At 60.7% G+C, this 19877-nt stretch carries 20 protein-coding genes and 1 tRNA gene; 11 read left to right on the top strand and 10 right to left on the bottom strand.

Translation table 11 applies throughout. The features are described 5' to 3' along the window. The first annotated feature begins 137 nt into the window (after positions 1-137). Positions 138-734 carry an outer membrane protein assembly factor BamE gene (locus ACVCMJ_RS00670; protein ID WP_447082623.1) on the top strand — a complete coding sequence of 199 codons (597 nt, stop codon included), beginning with the start codon at positions 138-140 and terminating at the stop codon, positions 732-734. Beyond that, positions 734-1522, top strand: coding sequence for a 4-hydroxy-tetrahydrodipicolinate reductase (gene dapB / locus ACVCMJ_RS00665; protein ID WP_447082434.1), 789 nt, complete (start codon positions 734-736; stop codon positions 1520-1522). The genes ACVCMJ_RS00670 and dapB overlap by 1 nt, the downstream gene beginning before the upstream one ends. 92 nt (positions 1523-1614) lie before the next feature. Here the strand turns inward: dapB and murB are convergent, their stop codons facing one another. After that, positions 1615-2712 carry a UDP-N-acetylmuramate dehydrogenase gene (gene murB, locus ACVCMJ_RS00660; protein ID WP_447082433.1) on the bottom strand — a complete coding sequence of 366 codons (1098 nt, stop codon included), beginning with the start codon at positions 2710-2712 and terminating at the stop codon, positions 1615-1617. Positions 2713-2913: 201 nt separating this feature from the next. Between murB and ACVCMJ_RS00655 the strand changes: the two genes are divergently transcribed. From ACVCMJ_RS00655 to ACVCMJ_RS00625, 7 genes are all read left to right on the top strand, one after another. Further along, positions 2914-2989, top strand: a tRNA-Gly gene (locus ACVCMJ_RS00655). Positions 2990-3233: 244 nt separating this feature from the next. Continuing rightward, the gene (locus ACVCMJ_RS00650) at positions 3234-3500 is read left to right on the top strand and encodes a DUF1330 domain-containing protein (protein ID WP_447082432.1); all 267 of its coding nucleotides are present in this window, start codon (positions 3234-3236) and stop codon (positions 3498-3500) included. A gap of 383 nt (positions 3501-3883) precedes the next feature. After that, positions 3884-4963, top strand: coding sequence for a hypothetical protein (locus ACVCMJ_RS00645; RefSeq protein ID WP_447082431.1), 1080 nt, complete (start codon positions 3884-3886; stop codon positions 4961-4963). Positions 4964-4990: 27 nt separating this feature from the next. Beyond that, positions 4991-5542: a DNA-binding protein gene (locus ACVCMJ_RS00640; RefSeq protein WP_447082430.1), complete on the top strand. Its 552-nt coding sequence runs from the start codon at positions 4991-4993 to the stop codon at positions 5540-5542. A gap of 134 nt (positions 5543-5676) precedes the next feature. Continuing rightward, a complete protein-coding gene (locus ACVCMJ_RS00635; protein ID WP_447082429.1) occupies positions 5677-5928 on the top strand; it encodes a multiubiquitin domain-containing protein in 252 nt (83 codons plus the stop codon). Beyond that, positions 5903-7105, top strand: coding sequence for a ThiF family adenylyltransferase (locus ACVCMJ_RS00630; RefSeq protein ID WP_447082428.1), 1203 nt, complete (start codon positions 5903-5905; stop codon positions 7103-7105). The genes ACVCMJ_RS00635 and ACVCMJ_RS00630 overlap by 26 nt, the downstream gene beginning before the upstream one ends. Further along, positions 7095-7490, top strand: a complete 396-nt coding sequence (locus ACVCMJ_RS00625; RefSeq protein ID WP_447082427.1) for a DUF6527 family protein — start codon at positions 7095-7097, stop codon at positions 7488-7490. The genes ACVCMJ_RS00630 and ACVCMJ_RS00625 overlap by 11 nt, the downstream gene beginning before the upstream one ends. Positions 7491-7778: 288 nt before the next feature. Here ACVCMJ_RS00625 and ACVCMJ_RS00620 read toward each other — a convergent pair whose 3' ends face one another. The 3 genes from ACVCMJ_RS00620 to ACVCMJ_RS00610 all read right to left on the bottom strand — a co-directional run bounded on the left by ACVCMJ_RS00620 (position 7779) and on the right by ACVCMJ_RS00610 (position 10305). After that, complete coding sequence (locus ACVCMJ_RS00620; protein ID WP_447082426.1) at positions 7779-8447, bottom strand: dihydrofolate reductase family protein; 669 nt, start codon at positions 8445-8447, stop codon at positions 7779-7781. Between the two features lie 34 nt (positions 8448-8481). Beyond that, positions 8482-9261 carry an SDR family oxidoreductase gene (locus tag ACVCMJ_RS00615; RefSeq protein WP_447082425.1) on the bottom strand — a complete coding sequence of 260 codons (780 nt, stop codon included), beginning with the start codon at positions 9259-9261 and terminating at the stop codon, positions 8482-8484. 114 nt (positions 9262-9375) lie between these two features. Next, positions 9376-10305: a DMT family transporter gene (locus ACVCMJ_RS00610; RefSeq protein WP_447082424.1), complete on the bottom strand. Its 930-nt coding sequence runs from the start codon at positions 10303-10305 to the stop codon at positions 9376-9378. A 257-nt stretch (positions 10306-10562) separates the two neighbouring features. Here ACVCMJ_RS00610 and ACVCMJ_RS00605 point away from each other — a divergent pair, with 257 nt between their 5' ends. Then, positions 10563-11822 carry an FAD-dependent oxidoreductase gene (locus ACVCMJ_RS00605; RefSeq protein WP_447082423.1) on the top strand — a complete coding sequence of 420 codons (1260 nt, stop codon included), beginning with the start codon at positions 10563-10565 and terminating at the stop codon, positions 11820-11822. A 13-nt stretch (positions 11823-11835) separates the two neighbouring features. Here the strand turns inward: ACVCMJ_RS00605 and ACVCMJ_RS00600 are convergent, their stop codons facing one another. The 6 genes from ACVCMJ_RS00600 to ACVCMJ_RS00575 all read right to left on the bottom strand — a co-directional run bounded on the left by ACVCMJ_RS00600 (position 11836) and on the right by ACVCMJ_RS00575 (position 16991). Continuing rightward, positions 11836-12780: a LysR family transcriptional regulator gene (locus ACVCMJ_RS00600; protein ID WP_447082422.1), complete on the bottom strand. Its 945-nt coding sequence runs from the start codon at positions 12778-12780 to the stop codon at positions 11836-11838. After that, positions 12777-13364, bottom strand: a complete 588-nt coding sequence (locus ACVCMJ_RS00595) for an isochorismatase family protein (protein ID WP_447082421.1) — start codon at positions 13362-13364, stop codon at positions 12777-12779. Before ACVCMJ_RS00595 ends, ACVCMJ_RS00600 begins: the two co-directional genes overlap by 4 nt. A 183-nt stretch (positions 13365-13547) precedes the next feature. Then, positions 13548-14375 (bottom strand): ABC transporter permease, encoded by an 828-nt coding sequence (locus tag ACVCMJ_RS00590; protein WP_447082420.1) that lies wholly within the window; start codon positions 14373-14375, stop codon positions 13548-13550. Beyond that, positions 14372-15163: an ABC transporter permease gene (locus ACVCMJ_RS00585; RefSeq protein WP_447082419.1), complete on the bottom strand. Its 792-nt coding sequence runs from the start codon at positions 15161-15163 to the stop codon at positions 14372-14374. The genes ACVCMJ_RS00590 and ACVCMJ_RS00585 overlap by 4 nt, the downstream gene beginning before the upstream one ends. Further along, entirely contained in the window at positions 15160-15942 is a 783-nt protein-coding gene (locus ACVCMJ_RS00580) for an ABC transporter ATP-binding protein (protein ID WP_447082418.1), read from the bottom strand. Before ACVCMJ_RS00580 ends, ACVCMJ_RS00585 begins: the two co-directional genes overlap by 4 nt. 47 nt (positions 15943-15989) lie before the next feature. After that, positions 15990-16991, bottom strand: coding sequence for an ABC transporter substrate-binding protein (locus ACVCMJ_RS00575; RefSeq protein ID WP_447082417.1), 1002 nt, complete (start codon positions 16989-16991; stop codon positions 15990-15992). A 617-nt stretch (positions 16992-17608) separates the two neighbouring features. Between ACVCMJ_RS00575 and ACVCMJ_RS00570 the strand changes: the two genes are divergently transcribed. Beyond that, complete coding sequence (locus ACVCMJ_RS00570) at positions 17609-19837, top strand: TonB-dependent receptor (RefSeq protein ID WP_447082416.1); 2229 nt, start codon at positions 17609-17611, stop codon at positions 19835-19837. Positions 19838-19877: the final 40 nt, after the last annotated feature.

The raw sequence follows: 19877 nt of genomic DNA, 5'->3' as shown, positions 1-19877 counted from the left end.
GCAAGTCGCGGCGACGATCGCCGCACGCCGCCCGCACGGGACCCCGCACGTGCGTGAATCGGAATTCCCTTTATGATAGCGGTTTTGGGGCCTGCGGACCGCAGGTCGCTCATCCGTTTACGGGGGGTTTTGTGCGTATCCTAGCGAGTACCCATTCTCACAGAGTGAAGATCGGCCTGGCGACAGGCTTGCTGGCCATCAGCCTGACAGGATGCGGCTCGACCCACTGGGGATTCCCCTATCGTCCGACGGTCCAGCAAGGCAACTGGGTCACATCCGAACAGGTATCGAAGCTCGAGGTCGGAATGACCCGCGACCAGGTCCGCTTCGTACTGGGCACCCCGACGCTGCAGGACGCCTTCCACGCCGATCGCTGGGACTACCCCTTTTACAACCAGCCCGGCTACGGCAAGGACGAACTGCGGAAATTCACCGTCTGGTTCCAGGATGACAAGCTGGTCCGATGGGACGGGGACCGGCAGCCTGACCGGCAACCCTTCCAGAAAGTCGACAGCGGTCGTGAAGCCATTCAATCGAGACCGAGTGCTGACAAAGACGCCCAGAAAGCCGCTTCGCCTGGCCTGAGTTCGCCGGGGGCGCCCAACCAGCCGAGCCTGGACAATACGACGGCGGCACCCTCGGCGGTGACCGTGCCGGTTCACCAGGCGGGCACTCCGTCTGCCACTCCGGCCCCTGCCGCCCCCTCCACCCCTTCTTCCGGAGACAAACAGTAATGCGGATCGCCATTGCCGGGGCCTCCGGCCGCATGGGACACATGCTGATCCAGGCCGTACTCGATGCTGAAGACCTGACGCTGACGGTCGCGCTGGACCGGACGGGCGGCGAGACCATCGGCCAGGACGCAGGGCTGTTCCTCGGACGCGAGACGGGCGTGCAGGTCACCGACGACCTGGGCGCGCTCGCCCAAGCCGACTGCCTGATCGACTTCACGCGCCCGGAGGGCACGCTGGAGCACCTCCAGGCCTGCGTCGCGCACGGCGTCAAATGCGTGATCGGCACGACCGGATTCGACGCCCAAGGCAAGCAGGCCATCCGGGCGGCCGCCCAGAAAATCGGGATCGTGTTCGCTCCCAACATGAGCGTGGGGGTGAACGTCACGCTGAAGCTGCTGGAGACCGCAGCCAAGCTGCTGAACAGCGGCTACGACGTGGAGGTCTTCGAGGCCCACCACCGCAACAAGGTCGACGCCCCGTCGGGCACCGCGCTCGCCATGGGCGAAGCCGTGGCGCAAGCCTGGGGAGTCCCGCTCAATGACGTGGCCGACTGGGCCCGCCACGGTCACACGGGGGCGCGCGAAACGGGCCACATCGGCTTTTCGGTGCTGCGCGGCGGCGACATCGTGGGCGACCATACCGTGTACTTCTGCGGAACCGGCGAGCGCATCGAGATCACCCACCGGTCCAGCAGTCGCGCCACCTACGCCCAGGGCAGCTTGCGCGCGGCCCGCTACCTGGCTCGCAAGCAGTTCGGCCTGTTCGACATGCAGGACGTGCTGGCGTAGGGCGGCACCACAAAGCCCGGCAGACCCGAAATTTTGTCGGCCACTGGCCGGGGCCTGTCCGGCCATGCTCACCGGTCGCCCGACACCGGTCGTCAATCCAGTTGGACCGGTTCCTGCTCCAGCTCCACGCCAAAGCGGGCCTGCACATCCCGCTGCACGGCCGTGGCCAATGCGCGCACATCGGCGGCCGTAGCGCCACCATGATTGACCAGCACCAGCGCCTGCCGCTCGTGCATGCCCACTGGCCCCAGGCGCTTCCCCTTCCAGCCCGCGTGCTCAATCAACCAGCCGGCGGCCAGCTTGGCCCGGCCATCGGGTTGGGGATAGATGCGCACATCCGGGAATCGCAGCCGCAACGCCTCCGCCTGCGCCACCGGGACCAGAGGATTCTTGAAGAAGCTGCCGGCATTACCCAATACCGCCGGATCGGGAAGCTTGCGCCGCCGAATCTCGCACACGGCATCGAACACCTGATTGGGGGTCGGGCCGGACACAAGCGTTTCCCCTGTCCGCCGCTCCCGGTCGCGGGGTTGCAACAGCGCGTGCTGCCGCAGATCCGGATAGTCCAGGCGCGGCTCCCAAAGCTTGGGGAGCGACACGCGCACGCGCACGATCAGCCAGCGACCGGCCCCTGCCCGCTTGAACAGACTGTCCCGATAGGCGAACTGACAATCCTGGGGCGACAGCTCGCACTCGCGGCCGGCCTGCAGGTCCCAGGCCACCACGGAATGCAGCCGGTCAGCCAGTTCCACCCCATACGCGCCAATGTTCTGTACCGGCGCCGCTCCCACGGTCCCGGGAATCAGCGCCAGGTTTTCCAGGCCCGGCCAACCATGGGCCAGGCAATGCGACACGAAGCCGTGCCATGACTCCCCCGCCGCCGCCTCCACGATCCAGTGCGTCGCCGTCTCGCGCCACAAATGAATGCCACGCAACGCCACCCGCAGTATCCGATGCCGCGTATGGACCTCCGCGACGACGTTGCTGCCGCCCCCCAGCACGAAAAGTGGCGACTCCGTCTCGTCAGCGGCCGCAAGCGAGCGGGACAGATCGGGAATGCCCGTTTCATCCTCCAGGACCGCCGTCAGCGCACGCACCGGCAGACCCAGCGTGTTGCAGGGCTGCAGATCCTGTTCGACAAACGTCAGTGGCACGGCAAGGGCCTGTATGGGATGGGAAGGCGTAAGCATACCCCGCTTCCTTTTCCGGGCGGCCTCTTTCGGTGAATTTGACAGGCGCCGGAGCGATCCCGTATAGTTCGCTTCCTGCAAGATTTCGTGTCGGTCCGGGCTCCTCCGGAAGCGCCTTCAGGCCGCGATCAGCGCGACAGTGATTTGACGAGCTGATGGGTACAAGATAAAATGCAGAGCTTAGCTTGATCAGCAAGCAACGCGGGAATAGCTCAGTTGGTAGAGCGCAACCTTGCCAAGGTTGAGGTCGCGAGTTCGAGACTCGTTTCCCGCTCCAGATTCAAGAAAGGCCCAAACTTCGGTTTGGGCCTTTTTGCGTTTTGAGGTGTCTACGGCGATTGTCGGCGCTGCTTACGACCATGGGCAGTCATAGCCATAACGTCAGTTCGGGACACTCGGCTCCGACGCCTCTTGAGATCATGAATCAAAATCGGCCGCGTCCACTTCGTTGACAGTACTACGGTCACGCAATAGTGTATATATGAAGGAGCGACCATGCCAGCATATGTCCACGTCAATCTATGGATCATCGACCCGCTAAGCAAGCCGCACTCGCGCCAAGTTTTCAGGCCGCTCTAAGAGAAGCAGGCGGGCAGATTCTACATTTCGGTCCGGTTGCGCAGATTCTGGAAGGGGACGACACGCCCTTGCCGATGGCCGGAGTGTTTGAATTTCCGACACTTGACCAAGCGCTTGCCTTCTACCACTCCGAGAAATATAAGCCGATCAAGATCCAACTCCAGGAAGCTCAGCAAGCACGAATGTTCATAGTTGAAACGCAGTCGTGAATGACCGCCTTCGGAACACCCAACTGTCTGGAATGAGTCGGTGTCGGTTTCCACGCCTTGGCTACTATCGGCCAGCCGCCGACATTCGCGGTTCACTGAAATTGCCAAAATAAACGGCAGCAGCACCGGGCTGCGGTCGTTCAAAATATCGCCATCAATGAGTGCTCATCGGCCAAAGCGGGCATCAAGCCTCCTCACGTCCAGTGCAGGTATATGATCATAAACGGCCGTAGAGAGATAACCGCTTGTAAACAAAATTATGAGCGCCGTCTTGTTTCGGTGTTGCCTCATTACATCGCACGGTAGAAAACTATGTCAGAATTCCAGTCCAGATGCGAGGCTCAATAGCCTACACTATATTTAGTGATTCTATGTGAATAGTGATGCTCGCACGAATACAAGCCCTCCTAGAGCGCAAACCTGGTCAGAAAGCCAAGTCAATAGCTGCAAAGCTTCGAATAGACAAATCAGATGTCAGCCGGCTCTTGCACGAGCATAAGGACCTTTTTACCCAAGATCCGCAAGGGTTCACATGGTCGCTGGCAGAGGTACGTGTTACCCTCGGAAGCCACTGCTGGCTCGATGCCCGATCCTTTGAAAGCGCCGTACTGGCGGCCGGGTCACCACTTGATTCGGCAACTCATCTGGTGACGTTTGTTGTGGGCGATGGCTGTAAGGTATTGCTTGAAGCCCTGGCCCGACTACTCGCAATTAGCAATCAATTGGCAGCTCTCGGCAAAATCGTTTCGATAGATTTCAGCACGTCGCAATCGACGTTGAGCTACCTGAACCGCATCGGCTTCATTGACCTTCTGCGTCATGACGTGAAGATCTTGCCGAAGCGTCCACCCATTTCGGCAGCCGCTACATATGAGGGTAACAACCACGCCGTTGTTGAGCTGAGAGCTATTGATCATATACATCCTGATGACGATATTCCGGGTCTATTGCGGCAAAGCTTCGTTTCTTGCGCTGGGAGTCAATACAATGTCGCTGCCCACACTGTCATATCGGAGCTCTATGGAAATGTCACTGAGCATTCAGGCGCGACATCAGCAGGTTTTGCGGGCCTTCAGTACTATGCTGGGGGCAGGAGGCCACATATACAGACGGTGATCTCAGATGGAGGTCGTGGGATTGTTGGAACACTGATGCCGATCTTGAAGCAAAAGTATCCCGAAGTTGCGAGGAAGATCAACAAATCCGCGCTGGATCCCCGTGTTACCCTCCTGCAAGAGGTATTTTCGGAAGGAGGCATTAGCCAAGCAAGCGGGTCTGGCCGAGGACTTGGGCTCAAGGAATCGGGCCAATATGCTCAGAAGTACAACGCGCTTATCTCAGTAAGGCAAGAGACCTTCGAACTGAAGATAACACATAATGGTGAGCAGATACAGTTTTCTAGCCGCATGGAGTTGGCTAGGATCGCGGGTACGCACATCTGCTTTGATTTCTTCCTTGACTGAGTTCACAAATCCGGTTAAATTAAGGCAATGAACCAGAAGACACTCGTCGTAAGGCTAAGGGACTTTACGAAGAACGCCCATCCTTTCGGTAACAGCGAAGGGAAAGAGGTTTTCCGAAAGCTTCTGGACTTTGTCGAGCAAAGGCCGGATACCGACGTATTCGGTATCTCCCTTGATGGGATCGAAGCTACAGACGCATCGTTTCCGCGTGAAAGTGTCATCTCGGTAGCGAAGCAACTAAGGGGCGAGAAAGGATTCTACCTTGCAGATCTAGTCAATCGGGATCTGATCGACAACTGGAGTTATGCTGCAAAAGCAAAAGAGCAGCCCCTGGTGATCTGGAGCAACAGTGAATTTGAAATCATTGGCCCCGAACTGAACAAGTCCACGCGAGATCTTGTCCAGTACGTCCTTGCCAAGAAATCGGTATTGGCCTCTCAGACAGCTAGCGACCTCGGATTGTCGGTGGCCAACGCGAGTACCCGCCTGAAGAACCTTGTTTGGCAAGGCTTCATCCGGCGCACGGAAGACGCGGCCGACTCCGGCGGCATCGAGTACCGCTACATGGCGATAAAGTAGGCTGGTTAAACAGCTTGCTTTAACGAGATTACTCGGTATATACTATGGCTGTCCTCGGGTTGCGTTGGTCCAGATGAAGTTAAACTGGATCATTTAACCAGAATTTACAACTTCACCTGGTAAACGAGACTTTTATGTCAGAGCATCCAAAGAAGTCGATCATCATCGTTGTCGAGGCGACCGCCCATGAGTGGCCAAAGGACGAAATCACATATGCCGAGGTCGTCACACTGGAGGATCCGACCTTCCCACAACATCCCGAGCGCGTCTATTCGGTTACCTACCAAGGGGCACATGGGAACAAGAGCGGCGTCCTGTCTCTTGGTGGCTCTGTCAAAGTTAAAGAAGGAATGATGTTCTATGTTAAAGACACTGGCGAGTCATAATCCTGATCTGCAGCGGCTTCTCGAAAAAGGCTATGCCCTGACGATCGATAGCAATTACTTGGTCGTACGGGACATTCCGTATATTGATTCGGCCGGGCACTTGCAGTGGTCAGCCTTCGTCGGAAAGCTGGTCTTGGAGGATCAGACCAGGGTTCGCCCAGAAAATCATCAAATCTTTTTTGCGGCGCCGCGCCCTTTTGGGCTTGACGGCCAAGTCGTTCGCGGCTTGGGGGGAGGTGCGGCAACACTAAGCCTGAGCGACAGTTGTTCAGACATTATCGTCAAGCAGAGCTTTTCGCATAAGTTAAAGGAGTGCGGCCAGCTTCGCGACTATGTCGATCACTTTGAAAAGATCGAGAGCTACGTCGCGATGGTTTGCGGCCCCGCAATGGAGCGGTTCGGGGTCAATCCCTATACTTTCCACGAATACGAAGAGGAAACGCCAAACTCGGTTTTCAAGCTGCGCGACACGATGACAAGCCGGGCGGAAATCTCCGATTTGGCCAAGCTGCTTGAGAACGACGTGGTTGCCATCATCGGCTTGGGCGGAAGCGGCGGCTACGTGCTCGACTTCATGGTGAAGACGCCGGTTCGGGAAATTCGCGGGTTCGATCCAGACAGGTTCTTCGTGCATAACGCCTTCCGCTCACCAGGACGGCTGGACGCGGAGGACGACGCCGAACTACGGCAATTCAAAGCCGAGGTTTTCAGGAAGCGCTACGAAAACTTTCGCCACGGGCTCACCATCAAGCCGCTGTTCATTGACGAAACGTCGGCTGCGGAGCTCGACGGTGTCACCTTCGCGTTCGTGGCGGTCGACAAAGGAAGCTCTCGTAAGCGCATTATCGAATTGCTGATAGCAAGGAACATTCCATTCATCGACGTGGGGATGGGCCTGAAGCGACATGGCGGGCCTATCAGCGGAACGGTGCGAACGACCTACTTTCCCCACGATAGTGGTCAAATCGTACGGAGCAAATGCTATGTGCCGGAGACCGATCCGCCGGATGATGTCTACAGGAGCAACATTCAGATCGGCGAACTCAACGCTCTGAATGCGGCGTTGGCCGTGCTCCGATTTAAGCAGATTCGCGGGTTTTATGCGGGGCCCGCACGCTCCAATCAATTGCTTTTAACTCTGGATAACCTTTCGCTGTTGGCCCCCGATGAAAATTGATCGCATACGCCTAGAACTCGTCGAGTTCATGCCTTCGACACTGGAGTCGGGAGTGCTTTACGTCTCGGAGAAATATCGGACTGCGGCGCATCTGTGCGCCTGCGGCTGCGGCGAAAAGATACGTACGCAGCTCGGTCCGTTGGGCTGGAAATTTGTTAATCATCGCCAAGGCCCCAGCCTATATCCATCGATCGGCAACTGGCAAAAGCCTTGTCGCTCACACTACTTCATCAAGAGAGGCGGTGTGGTTTGGGCGCCAACTCTGGCAGAAACCGACGTTCTCTATAGGCGCCGAGCGGAGGTCCAGCGTCGCGATGCCTATTTCCGCGAGCAAAATTCTGGCTGGTGGGCACGACTGAAGCGGCGGTTGAACGCAGGTCGTTAGCCGCGATCCCAGTATGACACGGGATATGACGAGGTTGGCAATGGGCAACGTTGTTTGTCGCCGGTGGAGGGTCCATTCGTATCGCGCATTGTCGTAGCGGCGTCTGTGAGTAGCCTCTGCGGCGGCCGGCTTCACTGCCGGAGCGGCCCCTCAAGCTCAACGTGGACCTTCACTTTCCCTTCGCGAAGGCCAGCTTCCAATTTCCTGCCCGACGACCAAAGCAAATGCCAAATTCACGCAAATGAAAACGGCCCGTTCATCGAACCGACGAACTCGCAGAGACCCCCCTCAGTCTTCCCCGCGCGCCAATTTCGCACGCCTCTTCACTTCCTTCGCGCTCGGCTTGGTCTGCGCAAACGACCCGATCGGGACGTCGCCGGTCGGCACATAGGTGCTCATCACGACCCCGGTGGTCGAAGTCTGCGAAGCGACAAGTCGCAGCGCACCGGGCTTTGCTCCGGCTTCGAACAGCCGTTTACCATGTCCGAGCACGACGGGAAAGGTCCACACGTTGTACTCGTCGATCAGCGATGCGGCCCGCAGTGTCTGGATCAGGTTGCCGCTGCCGATGATCTGCAGGTCCAGTCCCGGCTCTGCCTTGAGTGCCGCGATTGCCGAGGCAGCGTCGCCGCGCAGGAGCGTCGAGTTGTTCCAATGCAGCTTCTTCAGCGTGCGCGAGGCGACGTGTTTCCGGGTCGCGTTGAACGTCCGCGCGATCGGGTCGTCGGCCGGCTGATACGGCCAGTACGCCTCGAAGATCTCATACGTCCGGCGGCCGAGCACCAGCTCGCGGTCCTTGCCGTCGAAGCCGCTCATGGAGCGGCCCATGGCCTCGTCCCAGTAGTTGAACGTCCAGCCCCCGAAGGTGAAACCGCCGGTGGGGTCTTCCTCCGGGCCACCCGGTGCCTGCATGATGCCGTCGAGCGAAACGAAGGTGGATGCGATGAGTTTTCTCATGGCGCGACTCCGAAATTAAGAGGGTCGAGCGACGTCAGTAGGTCCCCGGGTAGGCAGCACCGTCAATGAGCAGGTTCAAACCAGAAATGAAACCTGCATGGTCGCTACAGAGAAATGCACAGGCCTTCCCAAACTCGTCAGGCTGGCCAAAACGTCCGGCGGGGACATGATTCAGCCGCTCGCGCCGCACGGCTTCCATGCTGCGGCCCGTGGAATTCGATACGGCGGTCAACACGGACGTCAGCCGGTCCGTCTCGAAAGACCCGGGCAGCAAATTGTTGATGGTGACGTTTCGCGCAATCGTTTTGCGCGCCAGGCCCGCGACGAATCCGGTCAGGCCGCTTCGGGCGCCGTTGGACAGGCCCAGCACATCGATGGGCGCCTTCACCGACGAGGAAGTGATATTGACGATACGCCCGAAATTCCGGTCCATCATGCCGTCGACAGTCCGGCGGATCATGTCAATGGGCGCCAGCATGTTCGCGTCCAATGCGGAAATCCAGTCGTCGCGGCCCCAGTCCCGAAAGTCACCCGGCTTTGGACCGCCGGCGTTGTTCACAAGAATGTCGGGCGCCGGACAGGCCTGGAGGGTCCGATCGCGTCCCTCGGCAGTCGTGATGTCCGCCACCACGATCTGCACATTGACACCCGTCGAGTCCCGAATGAACTGCGCGGTCTGCTCCAACGGCTCGCGGTGACGAGCGACGATGGTGACGTTGACGCCATCCTCGGCGAGCGCCACGGCGCAGGCGCGTCCCAGTCCCTTGCTGGCCGCGCATACGATTGCATTCCGGTTGCGGATGTTCAAGTCCATGAGTTCCGACCTCCATCTGATGGGACGAGCGGACTTCACTATACAAGCTGGATGCAGCCGCGCCCAGCGTCACCCCCAGCCTCTTCGTCGCCGCCAACGCGGGAAGCACGGCCCTTACGCAGGCGCCGCGCGCTGACGACCTCCATGCTCCCGCCGCCATTCGACCAGCGTGATGGTCAGGCCGCTTCCCACGATGATGGCGATACCCAGCCAGCTTGCGAGGTCGGGCATGTCGCCCCAGATCAACCAACCCAGAATTGCGGCGCTCAGGATCTCCGAGTAGAAAAACGGCGAGAGCAGCGATGCCGGGGCATTGCGGTAGGCCTGGATCTGCAACAGGTGCCCCAAGGCCCCCCAGAACCCGGTCGAAATCAGCACCAGCCACTGCCCCACCGACAACGTCGATACCAGGTCGGGCACCGAGGGCAGGAGCGGAATCAGAATGGCGGAGACCGTGACGCTGCCGACCAGACCGCTCCAGACCAGCGTGGTGAATGCGTTGTCCTTGTAGACCAGACGATTGACGGTGTATTGGCCCGCCATGAGGCAGGCGGTCAGCAGCCCGAAGAGTGTGCCGATCGGACTCAGACCTGAACCCGGTCTCACGACGATGAGTACCCCCACAAAGCCGGCAAGAGCCGCGAGCCAGCGTGAGATTCTGGGAGGTTCCTTCAAGATCCATGGGGCCGCCGCCAGCACCAGGAGCGGGGCCAGAAAGCCAATGGCCGTGGTCTGCGCCTGAGGCAGATAGCTGAGCGCCGTGAAACCGGCCATCGTGGCGGACAACATGAACGCGCCCCGCAGAATCTGGTAACGCGGATGGACGCTTCTCAGAATCTGTTTGCCTTTGGCGGGCACGACGATGGCCAGGCCCAGGATCAAATGCACGACGTAGCGGAACCAGACGACCAGCAGCAGCAACGTGCCCGATTCCAACAGCCACTTGGCGCTGGAATCCAGTCCCGACAATGCGAAGCACGACAGGACCAACTGAGCAATGCCGACAAACGCGCCGCCGCCTGCGGGAAGAGGACCGACTTTCAATTGATCTGGTGCTCCGCTACGGGGTGAGAGGATCCATTCCACGGGGGCGCCCCCGCCGATGAAGCATCGTAGCATCCGCGCGGCCCCGGGATCAGCGAGCGGCAGCGCTCCTCCACCGACGGCGGACGAGAGACCCGCCTGGGCAAATGGCGTAAGCTGTTCAACGTTGTTCCCGCATCCGTTCAGCGATAGGCAGCCCCTTCGCCTGGAGATTCTGGAACCTGCGCAGGCGGACTCACAGTCTGGGGCATACTTCCATGCAACTCGACGCAAGATCCCACCCTCCTGCCCGCTGCTGCATCGTGGGCGGCGGCCCGGCCGGCATCATGCTGGCACTGCTGCTCGCGCGGGCGGGCGTACCCGTAACCGTCCTGGAAAAGCACGGCGATTTCCTGCGCGACTTTCGCGGGGATACCGTGCATCCTTCGACCCTGCAGATCCTGAAGGAACTGGGACTGCTGGAAAAGTTCGAGCAACTGCCCCAGCGGCGCGAAAGCCATTTGACGGGTCTGATTGGCGGACACGACCAGCCGGTGGTGGACTTCCTCGGGTTGCACCCCTTCGACTATCTGGCACTGGTCCCGCAATGGGATTTCCTGGACCTGCTGGCCGATGCGGGCCGCCACTATCCGACGTTCGACCTGCGCATGCGCCATCAGGCCACCGGGCTGATCGAGGACAGCGGGCGCGTGGTCGGGGTCCACGTCGAGTCCGCCGACGGCGATTACGAGCTCCACGCGGACCTAGTAGTTGCCTGCGACGGTCGGCACTCCGCCCTGCGCGAGGCAGCGGGACTGAAGGCCATGGAATACGGTGCCCCCATGGACGCCCTCTGGTTCCGGATTCCGCGTTCGGAGGCCGACCCGCAAGGCACCTTTGCCATCGCCAATGGCGGACATCTGATGGTCCTGCTCAACCGGAACGATTACTGGCAGACCGCATTCGTGGTGCCCAAAGGCAGCGACACAAAACTGCGGGCCCAATCGATCAGCAGCCTGCGCGATGCGGTGGTCCGGCTCGCCCCATTCCTGTCCGACCGCAAGGACAGCATAGCGAGCTGGGACAAGGTCAGCACGCTGGCGGTGCAGGTCGATCGGCTCCGCCGCTGGCACAAGCCGGGACTGCTATTGATTGGGGACGCAGCCCACGCCATGTCGCCCATCGGTGGCGTTGGCATCAACCTCGCGATCCAGGACGCCGTGGCGGCCGCCAACACGCTGGCGGTGCCGCTGCGCGAGGGCACCGTCGACGAAGCGCTGCTCGCGTCCATCCAGGAACGGCGGGAGATGCCGGTGCGCGTGGTGCAAAAGGTACAACTCATCCTGCAGAACCGCATCATCAGCCCGGCACTGGAGGAAAGGGACCAGCCGCCGCGCCTGCCGTGGCTGCTGCGCTTTTTGCTGAAGTTCCGCATCGTGCGCAACCTGCCGGCCCGGTTGTTCGGTTATGGCATTCGCCAGGAGCACGTGCGAACTCCCGAGCTGGCCGCCGACACAGGCACCACCGCGCAGACATGAAGCATAAAGCGCACTACGAAACCAGCCGGGCAAGCCCCTTCTGGCGTTCGACGATCAGCCCGGCCAGGGCGGACAGATAGTCCATGATGGCGGGCTCGAACTCCGCAAATGCATCCATGCTTTTCATGGACCGCGCAACGCTCATGATCTGTGTCAGGCACGGATCCACTATCCGTCTGGCGGTCAGCCGTTTGTTGTGGATCTCATGGGCCACCGCACCATAGGGCATGACCGTCGCAGCCATTCCGCGCAACACGATCTCGCGAATTCCCGCGATGGATCGCATCTCATAGGCAATATTCAACGCGCGTCCCCGCTCATGGGCCACGCGTTCCATCAGGCAGCGCGCCACGTCTCTACGCCCGCCAAACACAAAATTGAAGCCCAGCGCCTCATCCAGGGAAATGGTGTCCCGCCCGCTGTGCTCGCTCGGGTGGGTCACGAACAGAATGTCTTCCTCGACCATGGGAATCAGGCTCACGCCGGGCCGCTCCGTCGCACTGTAGGCGAGGGCAAAATCGAGCTCCCGATTCTCGACTGCATCAACCAGTGCGAAACTCGGGTCCTCCCTCAGGGAGAACGAGAAACGGGGAAGATTCTTTTCGGCCGAAACGACGGCGTCCGCGCCGACGAGCAATACCAGGCTGGACGGCATGCCGAGAGAAAAGAACCTTTCGGCGGAATGCCCCAGTCTGGAGACGTCCTTGACGGTGGTCTCAAGGAGTTCGAACAACGAGGTGACCCTGGAATACAGCAATTCACCCGCCGGCGTGACTTCGACCCCCCGAGCGTGGCGGGTGAGCAGCGCCACGCCCAGGACGTCCTCGAGCTGTTTGATGTTGAGACTCAGCGCGGGTTGGGCGATGCACAGCAATTCCGCCGCATGGGTAATGCTGCCTAATTCAACGGTCCTCACGAAGCATTGGAGCTTGCGCAATGTCAAATTGTTCAGATTCATACAAGCGATTGGGCTGAATCCGGGTTGTTGCGTTGAGTCTGGAGGCCTTTCAGATAATCCAGGGTTTCAGTCAATGCGACGACATCGCAGTATTTTGCCTGCAAATCAAACAGGCTCTGCCGGTGCGCGATTTCTGAACGGTCGCCGACCGCTTCGGTCACGATGATGGGCCTGAATCCGTTTTGCACGGCATCGACCGCAGTGCCGCGGACGCAGCCGCTGGTGGTGCACCCGGCAATGAGGAGCGTATCACAGCCATGGGAAACCAGCCGGGACAGCAGGTCGGTACCGAAAAAGCATGAGGCGTACTTTTTGACCAGCATCGAATCGTGCGGATGATGATGCAGGCGCGGGTCGAGCTCCACCGCGGCGCTACCGCTGCGCAGCGTGGCGGCGCCCTTTTGTTTCAGTACCCAAATCCCGCCGTCCTTCAACGAGGCATCATCATAGGCAGTCGTGGTGAAGAAAACAGGAGCGCCGGTTTCCCGGCAAGCGTCGATGAGGTGATTCGTCGCCTCGATCTCGAGGTCCATGTTCGATCCCAGCGGCATATCGGGATCGGTGAAGGCCCGGATGATGTCCACGATGATGAGGGCCGGCCGCCGGCCAAAGCCGATTTTCAACCCGAATCCGCGCTCGCGAAAAAACTTTTCGTCGGCATGAACCATTTCGCTCATTGCATTACCCTCGTCCGACAAGGCGGAAGCTGAAAACACTTTTTGTCATCACCATCGTGCACCGATCCGCCGGCATGCTCCGGGCACCGGTCACTGGTAGCGCGACACCCGCTGCTCCACCCACCTCAGGAGCAGACCCGGAACCACGGCCAGAATGACGATGAAGATGATCTGGCCGGTAATCCGGTCGACCCGCGCATTCGCGATATTGTTCACGAGCTCGTGGCCGAGTCCGCTGGTCGCCGACACCATGCCCGCCAGAATCAGGCCGATCATCGTCAGGCCCAGCGCGATACGCGCACCGCTGGCCAGCGTCGGAATGAGCGCGGGGATGATGATCTTCGTCAGCCGGGCATGCCAAGGCAGGGTCAGCGCGTCCGCGAGCTTGAGCAGGTTCTTGTCAATGCTGACGGTCGCGCCCATGACGAGCAGCGCCATAGGCGGAAGGGCGTGCGCAATGGCAAAGACGACTCGGACCTGCTCACCAATGCCAAGGAAAAGGATGAACACCGGATACAGCGTCACGAGCGGCACGCAATAGAAGGCGAACATCGGTGTCGCGAAGACGCGCGACCAGAAGGCCGACAGGCCCAGCCCGAAGCCGATCAGCGCGCCCCCGACGACCGAGATGACCCAGCTCAGCAAAAGCAGCCTGACCGTCGTGAGGATACTGGCGCGATAACCCTCCCGCCCCAGGTCCAGGAGCAACCCCCGGATGGCCTCGAGCGGGCCGGGAAACACCAGATTGTCGACGACGGCGGCAGTGATGGCCCACACCACGACGACGAATGCCGGCAAGGCGAGCACCACGAGCACCTCGATCAACGCCCGGGCCAGGGGCATCAATGGCGGGACCCCTGCCCCCTTCACTGCGCCAGGAGCGTCGCCCACGGGCGCCGACAATGCGATCCTTTTCACAGTGATACCCTCATGCTGCGTCCCCGCAGCAGCAAACCGAACAGGACGTTCACCGCCACAGCCAGGAACAACACAATGACGATCCCGGCGTACATATCGTTCAGCGAGAAATGATCGTAAGCGTAGGAGATGAAATAGCCGAGACCGTATGTCGAAAGGATGAATTCGCTCGCCATGACGCCGATGATGCTGAAGGACAGCGCCAGCCTCAGGCCCACGACGATCTGATTGATGGTAGACGGTATGAGTATCTTCAGCACGTAATCCATCGTTGAGAGCTGGAGCGCCCGGGCCAGCTTGATCGTGATCCGCGGGATGGAATCGAGGCCGTCGAGCGTGGTCGTGATCACCGAGACAATAGCCAGCAGAGCGCCCAATAGAATCACGGGAACCAGGCCGATACCGGCAAGGACCACCAGCAAGGGATACAGCGCGAACGTGGGTATGGCGTAGTAGATCGAGAGCCAGGGATCGAATATCCGCCGCATGAAGGCAAACCGCCACAGAAGCAGCCCGACGGCGATCCCGCCTATGGCGGCAATCACGAATGCAAGCAGGATCGCCAACAGACTGGGCCCCAGATAGCGGTACCAGAACGCCTGATCCACCAGCAGCTGTGCCGCGCGAGGCAGGATCACACTCAGCGGCGGCAGCGTGAACGCGTCGATCAGGCCCGAGCGGGGCCCGATCTCAAGAAGCCCCAAAAGGATCGCCGCGCCAACGAGCATCCAGGCGCGGGGGCCAAGCCCGAGGCGGCGATCCTGCCGCAGGATGGATTCCCGCCTCACAGCACGGCCCCCTGTCTCGACAGCGCCTCCTCGGCCTCGGTGCGAAGCAGATCCCAGACCTTCTCGATGAGGCGCGCGGCCTCCTTCGTGCCCAGAACGGATGGACTTCTGTCCGGAGGCAGATCCACCATCGCATCGAGGATGATGCGGCCGGGCCGCGCGCTCATGACGAGAATGCGATCCGACAGCAAGACCGCTTCCTGGATGCTGTGCGTGACAAAAATGACGGTGGCCCCCACCTGGCGCACCATCTTCAAGAGCTCGAGGCCGAGCACCACGCGAGTCTGCTCATCCAGGGCGCCGAAGGGTTCGTCGGCCAAGACAAGATCGGGCTCCGTACTCAGTACGCGAGCAATGGCGGTACGCTGGCGCATCCCACCGGACAACTGATGCGGATAATGCCCGCCAAACTCTGAAAGACCGACACGGCGCAAGACGTCGGCCGCCACGGCCTGCCGCTCGGCCTTCGGGACCTTTCGGGCTTCGAGGGCAAAGGCGGCATTGTCGAGTACGGTCCGCCACGGCAATAGCGCGGCTTCCTGAAAGATGATGCCCGTATCCCTGCGCGGAGCGGAGAGAACCTGCCCTTCGATCAGCACGCTACCGTCGTTTCCCCGATTCAGCCCGGCCACGATATCCAGCAGCGTGGACTTGCCACATCCACTGGGCCCGACAAGGGTCGTGAAACTTCCGGGCAAGAATCGGGTGGACGTCCTGTCCAGCGCCACTACATCCCCATAGACTTGGCCGACATCTTGCAATTCGATCAGGACGCCCATGTGCAACTCGCTTTCAAATGAAAATCACGATATATGGCTGAAGGCGTTCAATCGGGAATCTGACCCTTGTGTCCCTCTGGCAAATAAGCATCCGTCAGCAGGCCTTTCCAGTCGACGTGCTGAATATTGTCGGTATAACGCAGGCCTTCGGCGGCAACCGCCAGCGGCTTGGGATTGAAAGCAAGCGACAGCACATCCAGCTCGATATACTTCCTGATCAGCGCGGTTCCGATTTTCGGATCCACGTTCACGCTGGCCGCATACATGGCACCGGCCTCGGAGGGATTGGCCTTTATCCACTCGATTGCGCTCTGAAGGGCGCGCAGCATCCCGCGAGTCACTTCCGGATTCTTTTCCGCATAATTGCGGCTGCTGACGATCATCGTCAATTGGTAATACGGCACGAAGTCACTGGCCCGGGCCACGACCCTGAGATCCTTTGCATGCGCCTGTTCCACCAGCGGCGGCAGGAAGGTGATGTCGACATCGCCACTTTGCAGCAGCGCGATCCCCGCCCCTACGCCGCCCGTGGCCACCCGCTTGGTGGTTTCCATGTTGAGGCCGGCATACTTCGGCACCAGGAAACTCATCGCTTCGGTCACGGATCCCGCGTTGGTGGCGCCCCAGGTCTTGCCCTCGAGATCCTTTACGCTCTTGATCGGAGAATTCTTCTGGACACCCCAACCGATCTCGAACGGCACCTGGGTGGCGCCTGCGATGATCTTGATCGGCGCGCCCTTCATGTGGGCATTGACGAGCGAGGACGTGGCGACCTGTCCGAATGGCAGATTCCCCGCGATCACATTATGCAAGGTGGCCCCGCCGCCTTCCGCCGGCAGCACCTTGTCGAGCACGATGCCCTCGCGCTCGAAAAAGCCCTTCGTCTGTGCGACCTTCCAGGGCATTCCATTGATATCGGTCGCCTGGGCCACCGATACCGTTATATGGGTAAGTTCCTTGGCAGCGCTCACGGACGGTGATGTCGTCGCCACCGCAAATGCCAATGCGCCGGCACATGCAGACAGTGTTTTTCTCCAGTTCTGGCTCATGTCAAAGTCTCCTCCGGCATTACATGCCTTGTTTATGGCTTCGTATGAATGCTGGAAGTTATTGCAGCTTCGCCTGCGACGTTATCGTTTTTATCCAGCACGAACACTGATAAACCGTGGTGCGGCGCGTCAGTTCCGGTTTTGTAGCATGGTGGTCGATTGAGGGTCCAATACCGTTTGGACGCGCGCAACCATATTTAAATATTATGGGCAGTTCCGGCCTCTTTCCCGACGCCACTCCTCTCGATCGCCCCCTCACCGCTCTTTCAGCATCTTGTCAGGAATTGAATAGTAATATCCATAATGATAATCATTACTATTCATAATTTCAGGGAGGGGGACCACCAGCATGCTGGCTACGCGATCATCGCCCTGCGCGAGGGGCTGGAAGGCGCCCGCACCCCCGCCGCGCGACCGCGGACACTACATCGGCGAAGCGATGTTCGCCTGACGCGGGTGGGCCGGTGCGGCAAGCCAGGACAGAGCGTCGCAGCGCATCTGCATACGAGACACGGCTTCACCGCCCCTAGAAAAATTAATACAACTCGTTCTTGTTTGAGTTTTCTTTTATCAAATCTATCAAACCGACCATAAGAGCACAGAAGGAGCCCGTCCCCATGAACCCCACGACCACCGATCTGGCCGCCCCGCCGCTCGTTGCCGCGCGGCTGCGCAAACGATCACAAAGAGACTTCAGCCACATCCTCGGCCACACCCTGCCGCTGCTACTGTCCACGACCGTTTCGACCGCGCTTCACGCGCAGACCGTCACGGCGCCCACCGCCACACTGCAGGCCGTGACCGTCACCGGCCAGGCGCCGCTGGATAGCGAAACACCGCCGCCTTACGCCGGCGGCCTGGTGGCAAGCGGCGGCCAGGCAGGAATCCTGGGCAATCTGGACTACATGGACATGCCCTTCAGCCAGACGAGCTACACCTCGACGCTGATCGACAACCAGCAAGCGCGCACACTGGGCGAAGTGCTCTCGGTGGATCCTTCGGTACAAGTGGGCAACGGCTACGGCAACCAGGCCGAGACCTTCGTCATCCGCGGCTTGCCGCTGTACAACGACGACCTGTCGTTCAACGGCCTCTACGGCATTCTGCCCCGCCAAGTGCTGCCCACCGAGATGATCGAACGGGTGGAGGTCTTCAAGGGTGCCAGCGCTTTTCTGAATGGCGCGGCCCCGGGAGGCAGCGGCCTGGGCGGACTCATCAACATCCAGCCAAAGCGTGCGCGGGATGAGCCGCTGACCGGCCTGAACCTGGATTACACCGGCATCGGCCGATTCGGCGAGGGCGTCGATATCGGCCGCCGGTGGGGTGAAGACAATCAGTATGGCATCCGTATCAACGCCGCCAAACGCGACGGCGATGGAAGCGTCACCGATGCCGATACGCACACGATCCTGGGCACCATGGGGCTCGATTACCGCGGGGAGCGCCTGAGGGCATCCCTGGACCTAGGGCATCAGCAGGTGCGCTTCGATCGACCCCGACCCACCGTCTACCTGACCGGGCCGGTCCCAGCCGTGCCCGACAACCGCCTCAATTACGGAGAACCCTGGACCTACAGCAACCTGGACAGCACCTTCGGCGTTGTGCGCGTCGAATACGATCTTTCTCACCGCTGGACCGCGTACGCGGCCTTCGGCATGAGCCGCGACAAAGAAGACGGTATCTACTCGTCACCCACCGTGGGTGGCGACGGCACCGGCACGGCGGGGCTGCTGGGCGTCACGGCCCAACGGGACTCCACGACCGGCGAAGCCGGATTGCGGGGCACCTTCGAGACGGGCGCGGTCGATCATCGCATCAACCTGGCGTACTCCGCGCTCAACACCACGACTCGCAACGCCTGGGAAATCGGCTCGGTTGCCACCCCGGTGAGCCTCTACGAAACCGGGTGGGCGGCGCGCCCCGCAGGTTTCCTCTATGGAAACCTGAACGATCCGGCCGTCGCCCGGCGCACCCAACTGCGCGGCATGGCGCTGTCGGACACCTTGTCGCTGCTGCACGGCGACGTGCTGCTGACGCTGGGTGCCCGCCATCAGGAGATCATCGACCATGGCTACGATGTCGCCTCCACCCGGCAGACCAGCCGCTATGACGAGTCCGTCGTCACGCCAGTGGCGGGCCTGGTCCTGCGGCCCTGGGACAGCGTGTCGGTATACGCCAACTACATCGAGGGCCTGACCCAAGGCGACGTCGCGCCGCTGGATCACGTCACCAACCCCGGCGAAGTGCTGGCGCCCTATCACACCCGCCAGATCGAGGCGGGCGTCAAGTTCGATCTGGGCAAAATCGGCGGCTCCCTAGGCGTGTTCCAGCTCCAGAAGCCGCAAGCCTACACCAACGCCGCCGGCGTCTTCGGCACCCACGGCGAACAGCGCAACCGCGGGGTGGAACTGAGCGTCTACGGCCAACCGCTGGCCGGCTGGCGCGTGTTGGGCGGCGTCACGCTGATGCAGCCGCGGCTGCGCCACACAGCGGACGGCAACGACGATGGCAACGACGCAGCCGGCGTATCGCGCCTCATCGCCACGCTGGGCACGGAATGGGATGTGGCCGCCGTGAACGGACTCACCCTGCAGGCCAACCTGCGCTACCAGGGGCCTCAATACACCAGCGCCAGCAATGACTACCAGATCCCCGGCTGGACCCGGCTGGATCTGGGCACCAGCTACCAGACCAGGATTTCCGGCCATCACGTCAAACTGCGTGCGGGTGTGGCCAACGTAGCCAACCGCCGCTACTGGGCCACGGTCGGAAGCATGGCGCCGGACGGCTACCTGACCCAGGGGGCGGGCCGCACCTACAAGGTGTCGGTTTCCACCGACTTCTAGGTGACAGCGCGATGATCCGTCAGACCTTTCCAGACGGGTG

The sequence above is a fragment of the Castellaniella sp. UC4447_H14 genome, assembly GCF_052978285.1.
The sequence above is the reverse complement of the archived record's forward strand: the minus strand, read 5'-3'. Positions and strand labels throughout refer to the sequence as shown.